Origin of the sequence: Marivirga sp., from assembly GCF_024636815.1 — a bacterium.
Lineage (GTDB): Bacteria > Bacteroidota > Bacteroidia > Cytophagales > Cyclobacteriaceae > Marivirga.
Window position 1 is genome coordinate 1 of the sequence record NZ_JAGXGF010000036.1, and the last position, 10,583, is coordinate 10,583.

Below are 10,583 nucleotides of genomic sequence, written 5' to 3' on the forward strand. Positions count from 1 at the left end.
ATTTACACCTTGTACACCTGAGGAAATTTCAATTCCTCCTGCAGTATTATTTACTATAATTCCTGTACCTGCTGAGATATTTGCTAATACCGGAGTGCCACCTGTTGCACCGATTGGGATTTGTCCGTCAGTAGCCTGACCAAGAGATACAAGAGAATCTGTGCCATTTCCTAATATCAAACTGTTGGCAGTTAGTGAATCTGTACCAGTACCTCCATTAGGAACAGGAAGTACACCAGTCACTTTAGTAGTAAGATCAATAGTTGAATTAGCTATATCTTCGTTAACTACAGTTTCATTTAAGATAGTTCTTGAGTCTATAGCACCTTCAGCAACATCCTCATTTATGATGGTTTCATTCAATATTTTATCTGTAGTTATAGCATTATCAGCTATATCATCAGTATAGAAAGAATAAGGCACACTCATAAATTTCTGTAAGCTCACCATTCTGTATTCTCTTCCTTCAATAGCTATTTCTACCTGAAGCCACTGGTCTGCATCAATCCATGGTATATCCATCAGATGTGAATATTCACCCTGACCTGTTAATTCACCTTTTCCGATGGTCAATGAAAAAAGACCACTCTCATCAGTATTCGTAGTATGTTCTTCCTGGTATTCAATAGGTCCTGATTCTCCTTTTTGAATGGTAAAACGAACATCTATAGATTTTTCATTTACAGGATTACCTTCAATATCAACCCCTACAATTTCTTTTCCTTGATCATCTATGGCAACTGCCTGGTAACTAATACCATCTAAATTACCAATATTTTGAGCCAAAACCGGCTGAGCAGCTAAAACTACTGCTACTAACATTATTATTTTATATATATTCTTCATAATTGCGAAATTTTAAATTTTGTTATTACTCAATGATAAAAACTACACCCAATGAAATAGCTAAGCCTACATTATAGCTTTCTTGCCCAGTATCGGCAGCATTAGTTTCCAAATTTTTTAATCCAAATAAATAATCTGCTTCGGCATAAACATCAATAAAATCTGACACTTGATATTTAACTCCTGGTGATGCTACTATACCAAAATCCCAAGTATTGATTTCTCCATTTTCTTTCAAATTATAATCAACATCATTTCTGGTTTGAGATGCACGTAATAAATAGGCGGCATAAGGACCCGCAGTTAAGTAAATACCTAGCTTATCACCTAATCCGTACTCATAACCTGCTGCTGCTCTGAAATCAGCATACTGAAATGACCATGTATTCACAATATCTTCGAAGACTAAACTTGCGCCTGCTCTTCTCATGCCAATACTTGCACGAATAACAATATTATCTAAAGTAGTCATGCGATAGCCTAAGTTGTAACCACCTGCATATATTCCTGTATATTCATCGCTTCCTAGAAAACTTTTGCCTCCCAATCCATCACTATTTTGATAGCTGAAATTGGAAAACTGTTGTGAGGCTTCTATAGATATACCCGAAAGCTGAGCCTGAGCCACTGACCCCATCAGAAATAAGGTCACCATTATCAATAATTTCTTTTTCTGTAAAAATATATTTTTCATAATCTTAGTTTTAATGTTGAATATTAATTTTTGTAGTGGATAAATTACCTGCTTTATTTATCATAATTACCATATAAATCCCCTCGTTCCAATTATCAGATTTTATGGTGGTCACATTCTCTCCATTTTCCTCATAAATTAAGTTTCCACTTAAATCATGAACTTTCACTTCTACTATTTCCACTGTAGAATTATGGTTAATGGAAAAAGAATTATGTGCAGGATTAGGAAATACATTAGCTGAAAATGGTATTGAAATTTTGCTAACTTTTTCCTTCTTACTCACCGCTTGTTGGAAGCCAGGCCGAAAACTAAATTCGGTCGTTTCATAAACATTGGTAGCATAAGGCTGACCCACTGTAAATTTTATATTTGATTGATTATGGACCGGGGGCCCCATACTCGATACTACCTGTCTTTTGACACTCTGCGCCTGTGCTATTCCATTAATAAACAGCAAAGCGCACAGGAAAAGGAAAATTGTAGTACTTGTTTTTGGTTTTTTCATAGAGTTTTATTTTTAAATTTCCCCTTAGACGAAGGGTTTTAAAAAAGGGTTGGAAAGATTATTTAATTCGATTAAAACTTTAATAGTAAAGCAGAGTAACTCAATTATAATAACTTGAAAATGTGTTAATTACCACAGTAAAAATAAAAATAAAATTTTTTTGTATTTTCTTTACGACCACAAAAAAAGCCTGTCCATTATTAGTAGACAGGCTTCTATTATTTACGTAAAACTTATTACTTAATATGATTTATTTCCTTAGAAAGTCTCTCAGTACATACTGCAGAATACCTTTATTCTTATAATATTCCACTTCAATTTGAGAATCAAGTCTAGCCAATACTTCAAATTCAACTTCACTTCCATCTGATTTTTTGGCTACTGCTGAAAGTTTTTTGGAAGGAGATAAACCTTCACTAATACCACTTATTGATATTTTCTCAGAACCATCCAAACCTAGAGACTCTGCAGATTCCCCATCAGCATATTGTAATGGCAATACGCCCATACCCACTAAATTACTTCTATGAATACGCTCATAACTTTCAGCAATCACAGCTTTAATACCCAATAAGTAAGTTCCTTTTGCTGCCCAGTCACGGGAAGAACCACTACCATATTCTTTTCCACCTAAGACTATTAATTGAGTATTATTCTCTTTATATTTTTGAGCTGCATCAAAAACAGTCATCTCTTCCCCGGAAGGAATATGCTTAGTATACCCCCCTTCCTTTTCAGCCAACTGATTTTTAATCCTCACATTAGCGAAAGTTCCGCGCGTCATCACTTCATCATTCCCTCTTCTAGAACCATAAGAGTTGAAGTCTTTTTTCTCCACTCCTCTTCCTTTAAGGTATTTTCCTGCAGGGCTATCTTCTGCAAATGCTCCTGCTGGTGAAATATGGTCTGTTGTTATAGAATCTCCTAATTTCAATAGAACATGAGCTTCATTGATATCCTCGAAATCTTCAGCATCTGCACTTATACCTTTAAAGAATGGTGCTTCTTTAATATAAGTGGATTTATCATCCCATTTATAATCCTCTGAATCAGGTGCTTTCATATTTCTCCATTGCTCATTTCCATCGAAAATTTCTCCGTAATTCTTTTTATAAGAATCAGGTGAAAGCACTTTTCGCATTACATCAAAGATTTCATCTTGTGTAGGCCATAGGTCTTTTAAATAAACCGGTTCACCATTTACATCATAGCTTAGTGGATCATTATTTAAATCAATATCTACTCTACCTGCAATAGCATAAGCCACCACCAACATAGGAGACATTAAAAAATTCATCTTTACATCAGGGTGAACCCTAGCTTCAAAGTTTCTATTTCCTGAAAGAACAGAAGAAACCACCAAATCATTTTCTTTTACTGCTTTGGCGATGTGTGGCGGTAATGGACCTGAATTACCAATACAGGAAGTACATCCATAACCTACTACATGGAATTTCAATGCTTCCAAATCATCTAATAGGCCTGCTGCTTCCAGATAATCAGTCACTACCTTAGAACCCGGAGCTAAACTGGTTTTTACCCAAGGCTTAACATCAACTCCTCTTTCAATAGCCTTTTGTGCCACTAACCCAGCACCTAACATTACACTTGGATTGGATGTGTTCGTGCAACTAGTAATGGCCGCTATAACAATTGATCCATCGCTCAGACTAAATTCATCATTATGAGTTTTAATTTTAACCGTTTTTAAGCCATTGGTTTCCTTTTCCTCGATGTCTACATCATCACCCACTTGTTCTGTTTGTTCATCAGTTTGAGACCCACCTTCTGCATACCATCTGCTTACTTGTCTCTCATTAAATCCAAGATATTTTCGTCCGTGTTCTTCTTTGAGTAAACCTTTAAATTTATCCTCAAATTCTCTCACTAATATTTTATCCTGTGGTCTTTTGGGACCAGAAACAGTTGGCTCAACAGTGCTTAAATCTAATTCCAGAACAGTAGAATAATTGATTTTATCTTCATTTTCCCTCCACATCATATTAGATTTAGCATATTTCTCCACCAAATCAATCTGTTCTTGGGAACGATTCGTTTTCTCCATGTAAGAGAGCGTTTGGTCATCTACCGGAAAATAAGTGACCGTACAACCAAATTCTGGAGACATATTAGAAATAGTAGCTCTATCTGGGATAGTCAATTTATCTAATCCCGGACCGAAAACCTCTACAAATTTCCCAACTACTCCGTGGTTTCTCAACAAATGAGTAATGGTTAAAACCATATCTGTGGCAGTAGTTCCAAGCGGCAATTCTCCTGTTAATTTTAATCCTATTACTTGAGGCATAATAAAATTAATAGGCTGACCTAAAATAGCGGCTTCTGCTTCAATTCCACCAACTCCCCAGCCTACTACACCTATTCCATTGACCATAGGGGTGTGAGAATCCGTACCCACTAAAGTATCAGGAAAAACATAGCCATCTCTGTCGATTACGCCTTTTGCCAAATACTCTAAATTCACCTGATGGCAAATCCCCATGCCCGGAGGCACAACTGAAAAATTATCAAAAGCTTTTTGCGCCCATTTTAGGAATTGATAACGCTCTCCGTTTCTTTCATATTCTTTATCTACATTTTTTGCATAAGAATAATTGGTTCCGAAATAATCTACCTGAACGGAGTGGTCAATTACCAAATCAACCGGAATTAACGGATTAATTTTTTTGGGATCTTTACCTTTACGAACTGCTTCGGCTCTAAGGGATGCAATGTCCACAACGGCAGGTACACCCGTAAAATCTTGCATTAAAACCCTCGCAGGTTTGTAAGGGATATCTTTATCTGAAGCCTCAGGTTTCCAGTTAAGAAGTGTTTCAACATTTTCTTTAGTGATGGCAAAATCATCAAAATTTCTTACCGCATTTTCTAAAAGAATTCTGATGGAAAAAGGCAACTTATCTATATCATGTCCTTGTTTTTGTAATTCAGTAAGGCTGTAGTATTTAAGCTTTCCTTTTTTACTGTCAAGCTCTTTAACAATTTTGTATGGATCTTTATGCATGGTGAAAAAGTTTAGTTCTAGTTTTATAATTAGTGAATAGGTCAATAAAATAGATTAACAACTATTAAGTGGAGGTACACAAGCGAGACGCTTGGGCAAGCCAATTAATGTGTTTTAATTGTAGATTCCATTCCGAACTGACCTTAACTATAGTATTTATACTGCCTAAGTTTGGTAAATGTTTAGCTATTACTCCAAACTCACCACCAAATCATCCTGCTGCACCATATCTCCTGATTTTAGGTGAACTGCTTTCACGGTTCCTGCTCTTGGAGCGGTAATAGATGATTCCATTTTCATCGCTTCAATTACGAATAAAGCAGTATTTTCCGTTACCTCATCTCCTGGTTTTACTTTAATAGAAGCCAATTTCCCTTGTAATGGAGCTCCTATCTCATTTTCGCTTGATATTTTTTGATTGGTTACTTTATCAACCTTTGCAGAATTATCTTTTATTTTAATTCTTCTAGTTTGTCCGTTCAGTTCAAAAGAAACCGTTCTTAAGCCTTCTTCATTTGGTTCTGATATATAAAGTAATTTAATAATTATGCTTTTACCTTCCGATATTTCCACCAAAATCTCTTCTCCATTCTTCATGCCATAAAAGAATGCTAAAGTCGGTATATAGCCCACCTCACCGTATTGCTGTTCATGATTATAGAAATCCTCATAAACTTTAGGATAAAGTAAGTAAGCAAGTAAATCCAATTCATCGTCATGTCCATCAAATTTCTTTTTGAAAGCCGTCATCTCCTTTTTAAAGTCTACAGGCTCCAGATGTTTATTTGGCTTATCGGTAAATGGTTTTTCTCCTTTTAGAATTATTTTACTCAATTTTTCAGGGAAACCACCCACAGGTTGCCCTAATTCACCACGGAATAAATCAACTACCGAATCAGGGAAAGAAAGGGTATGTCCTTTTTCGAAAATATCGTCAGGCGTCAAATTATTGGAGGTCATATAAAGTGCCATATCCCCTACTACCTTGGAGGAAGGTGTTACTTTTACTAAATCACCAAACATTTTATTGACCAGTGCATAATTCTTCTTAACGGTTTCAAACTTATTGCCCAAACCTAATGCATTTGCCTGAGGACGTAAATTTGAATATTGTCCACCAGGAATTTCATTATCATATATCTCAGCAGTTCCGGCTTTTAATCCAGACTCAAATGGGTAATAATATTCTCTTACATACTCAAAATATGTAGAGTAATCATTCAAAGAATTAATATTCAATTTTTGCTCGCGCTCCTGTCCTTGCATATAGCTAGCTACGGAATTAAAATTAGGTTGAGAGGTCAGTCCTGACATGCTTCCTAAAGCAACATCCACTACATCCACACCTGCTTCAATTGCTTGCAAATAAGTAGCAGATTGAACTGAAGAAGTATCGTGAGTATGCAAATGAATCGGTAAATTGATTTCTGATTTTAAGGCAGAAATCAATTCTTTAGCGGCATAAGGTTTTAATAAACCAGCCATATCTTTGATTGCAATAATATGAGCTCCTTCATTCTCTAATTGCTTAGCAAAATCGATATAGTAATCGAGTGTATATTTCTTTTGCTCAGGATCAAGTATATCTCCTGTATAGCAAATAGCAGCTTCAGCAATTGAATTGGTTCTTTCTCTTACCGTTTTGATGCTGACCTTCATCGCCTCCAGCCAGTTAAGAGAATCAAATATTCTAAATATATCGATACCCGTATCAGCAGATTTTTCAATAAATTTCTCAATCAAATTATCAGGATAAGCCTTATATCCCACAGCGTTCGAACCTCTCAGTAGCATCTGTAAAAGAATATTAGGCATTGCTCTTCTGAACTTCGCTAATCTTTCCCATGGATTTTCATGTAGAAAGCGCATGCATACATCAAAAGTCGCACCGCCCCAGACCTCCATAGAAAATATCTCAGGATTGTTTTTAGCATATCCTTCTGCCACTTTCATCATGTCTATACCACGCATACGAGTTGCTAACAAGGATTGGTGGGCATCTCTAAAAGTGGTATCCGTATAATGAATTGCCTTTTCTTTTTTCAGCCAATCAGCAAATTTTTCAGGGCCTAATTCTGTCAATATATTCTTAGTCCCTTTCGGATAAGCTCCATATTTATCATAATCAGGAATTGTAGGATGACGGAATGATTTATTTTCTTGCTTTACTTTAACATCAGGATGTCCATTAATGCTGACATCCGCAATGAAACGAAGCGTTTTGGTTCCTCTGTCAAATTTCTGATTGATTATAAATAAGTCTGGATTTTCATCTATGAATTTAACGGTACATTCCCCATTATAAAAAGTAGGATGAGAAATAACATTTTCTAAGAACCCAATATTGGTTTTCACCCCTCTTATTCTGAATTCTCGTAATGCCCTATTTAATCTTTGCGCTGCTCCTCGTAAAGTTCTGCCATGTGAAGAGACTTTCACCAACATGGAATCAAAGAAAGGTGAAATATTAACGCCCGGATAAGAACTTCCTTCATCTATTCTAATTCCAAATCCACCTGCATTTCTGTAAGCAATGATAGTTCCGTAATCCGGCTTAAAGCCATTTTCAGGATCTTCAGTGGTAATTCTACATTGAATAGCAAAACCATTACATGTCACATCCTCCTGACTTCGAATATAAATCCTTGGGTCATCCAGTGCATGTCCTTTAGCGATTAATATTTGTGAACGAACAATGTCAACTCCTGTGATTTCCTCCGTGATAGTGTGTTCTACCTGAATTCTTGGGTTAACCTCAATAAAAAAGATGTTCTCTTCTTTATCCACCAAAAACTCAACTGTTCCAACATTATTGTATTTGACTTGTTTGGTAATGGCTAATGCATATTCGTACAACTTATCTCGAGTTTCCTCGGAAAGGTTGGCTGAAGGCGCGACTTCCACCACCTTTTGAAATCTTCTTTGAACAGAACAATCTCGTTCATACAAGTGGACAATATTGCCATAATTATCACCCATAATTTGCACCTCTATGTGCTTTGGATGGTCAATATATTTCTCCAGGAAGATAGTATCATCACCGAATGCATTTCCAGCTTCACTTTTAGAATCAGAGAAAGCGGTTTTTAGCTGGTCTTTATTCTGTACCACCCGCATTCCTCGACCACCACCACCTGCAGCGGCCTTCACCATAATTGGATAACCGATTCTTTCCGCTTCTTCAAGAGCCGTTTTGGTGTCTACTAAATCAATTTTACTGTCTTCTATTATGGGTACATTGGCTTTAACAGCAATATCCTTGGCTCTTACTTTATCTCCCAAGGCATTCATTACCTCTGGCTCCGGACCAACAAATATGATCCCTTCTTCTTTACATCTTCTGGCTAATTTTACATTTTCAGAAAGAAAACCGTAACCAGGATGGATGGCATCCACTCCTTTATGTTTAGCCAAACTAATGATTTCTTCTATATCCAAATAAGGCTTTAGAGGATCATCATCCTTCCCAATTTGGTAAGCTTCATCTGATTTATATCTATGCAGTGAATATCGGTCTTCATAAGTATAAACTGCGACCGTTCGAATTCGGAGTTCCGATGCAGCTCGAAGCACACGTATTGCAATTTCACCTCTGTTTGCTACTAATAATTTATTGATTTCAAAAAGTTTCGTTGTCATAATGATGTTTTCAATGGACTGATTTTAAGCTCTTATTTTAAGGATGTTGAATATAAAAAGGGTTAACGAGAAAGGGAAAGAAATTGATATGAAATTGGGTTTAAAAGATGAAATAGTAAGGAAACTGAAGCAATTGCCCCTTATTTGTAATTACCTCCAAAAAAAAGATAATTACAAGAAATATCTATTTAACGTCATTTTTTTTATTCACAATTTCCTTAAAAAGAGGTTTGATTCTTTGTAGTTTTACTTGTTGAACTTCATGCAATAATTTATAAGTGTAGTAAATCCTATTAATATCATCAAATTCATCTTCATCAATTTTAATCATATCTTCATAAAATTCATATTCATTTCTTCCAAGGTTATTTTCAATCCAGTAATATACTTTGGTTAAATTACTTAATTTCAAAGGAGATAATTTTGTAAATATTCCTGAATTTACGCTTGATTTCCATGCACTTGTAGAAATTCCAGCTTTAGGAAGGTAGTCTACAGGAATATTTAATTCTACATGCCCACTTAATGAATCCGCTATACTTAATTTGACAGTTGAATCCCCTTTGAAATCAACAACTAAGTCTTGATTTATCCATTCTTTTGCCAATCCTTTCTCACCCGTTTCAATAATTTTAATATATGTTAACCTACCTAGCTTAGTACTATCCATATGAATTATATTATAAGTTTTCAATGGTATTTCAATACTATAAGCCTTTCCATCTACTAAATCTTTGACAGCTTCATAATATATCAACCAATACCCTATTTCAGTAACATTGTCATCATAGATTTTTATATTACTCTCTATTTCCTTAATAACCAGTTCATAAGCGGTTTCAAGCCTATCCATTTCTTCACTGTTTTCTCTGTATTCCTCTAAACGGAAAGCAATAACCAAACCTATAAGAGCACTTAAAAAGGATATAAGATGATTTTTCCAGTCTATGTTTTTCATACCAATTTTTCAATGAGAACTATAAAAATTAAGTTATCTAACTCTTAATAAATAAAGGCTATCAATTATTAATTTAATAAAAATAAACCAATTATAGTAAATGTACCCTTATAACTGAGTCTCAACTTAAATCTATTTCCTTTTTGTATATGCAAATTGGTATTGTTAGCTATCGTTCTCTTCATATTCTTCCTATATTTGCCACAAATTACAAGCAATGCAAAAATTGAATAATAGATATACCATTACAGCGGCATTACCCTATGCCAATGGACCTTTACATATTGGACATATAGCAGGCGCCTATTTGCCTGCTGATATTTTCGTGCGCTACTTAAGATTGCGCAAAAAAGAAGTGGCTTTCATGTGCGGAAGTGATGAGCATGGAGCTGCCATCACCATTCGTGCTAAAAAAGAAGGAATTACACCTAATGAGATTATTGACAAATATCACGAATTGAACAAAATCACATTTGAGAAATTCGGAATTGCTTTTGATATGTATCATAGGACTTCAGCCCCCTCTCATCATGAGCTTTCACAGGAATTCTTTACTAACTTATATGAGAAAGGCGAATTTGTAGAACGCGAAAGTGAGCAATACTATGATGAGGAATTCAATCAATTTTTGGCAGACCGCTACATTACAGGTACATGTCCAAAATGCGGAAACGAGGGAGCATATGGAGACCAATGCGAAAAATGCGGTAGCACATTAAATCCCACAGATTTGATTAATCCGGTTTCCACCCTAAGCGGAAAAACACCTATCATAAAAAGCACCAAACACTGGTTTCTTCCTTTGGATAAGTACCAGGAGTGGATGGAACAATGGTTGATTGAAGGCAAAAAAGGCAAATGGAAATCTAATGTTTATGGACAATGCAGTTCCTGGTTGAATCAAGGTCTGCAG

At 35.6% G+C, this 10,583-nt stretch carries 7 protein-coding genes; 1 reads left to right on the top strand and 6 read right to left on the bottom strand.

Going from position 1 to position 10,583, the window contains the following annotated elements:
• The 6 genes from Q0L29_RS03040 to Q0L29_RS03065 all read right to left on the bottom strand — a co-directional run.
• Positions 1-846, bottom strand: an 846-nt coding sequence (locus Q0L29_RS03040; protein ID WP_296618970.1) for a hypothetical protein, incomplete at its 3' end; no start/stop codon positions are given.
• A gap of 25 nt (positions 847-871) precedes the next feature.
• Positions 872-1,540: an outer membrane beta-barrel protein gene (locus tag Q0L29_RS03045; RefSeq protein ID WP_296618972.1), complete on the bottom strand. Its 669-nt coding sequence runs from the start codon at positions 1,538-1,540 to the stop codon at positions 872-874.
• Positions 1,541-1,550: 10 nt separating this feature from the next.
• Positions 1,551-2,048: a T9SS type A sorting domain-containing protein gene (locus tag Q0L29_RS03050; RefSeq protein ID WP_296618973.1), complete on the bottom strand. Its 498-nt coding sequence runs from the start codon at positions 2,046-2,048 to the stop codon at positions 1,551-1,553.
• Between the two features lie 250 nt (positions 2,049-2,298).
• On the bottom strand, positions 2,299-5,073 hold the full coding sequence (acnA, locus tag Q0L29_RS03055; RefSeq protein WP_296618974.1) for an aconitate hydratase AcnA: 2,775 nt from the start codon (positions 5,071-5,073) through the stop codon (positions 2,299-2,301).
• Positions 5,074-5,262: 189 nt separating this feature from the next.
• Positions 5,263-8,712: a pyruvate carboxylase gene (locus Q0L29_RS03060; protein ID WP_296618978.1), complete on the bottom strand. Its 3,450-nt coding sequence runs from the start codon at positions 8,710-8,712 to the stop codon at positions 5,263-5,265.
• Between the two features lie 184 nt (positions 8,713-8,896).
• The gene (locus tag Q0L29_RS03065) at positions 8,897-9,670 is read right to left on the bottom strand and encodes a hypothetical protein (protein ID WP_296618980.1); all 774 of its coding nucleotides are present in this window, start codon (positions 9,668-9,670) and stop codon (positions 8,897-8,899) included.
• A 217-nt stretch (positions 9,671-9,887) separates the two neighbouring features.
• Between Q0L29_RS03065 and Q0L29_RS03070 the strand changes: the two genes are divergently transcribed.
• A partial coding sequence (locus tag Q0L29_RS03070; RefSeq protein WP_296618982.1) for a class I tRNA ligase family protein occupies positions 9,888-10,583 on the top strand: 696 nt, incomplete at its 3' end.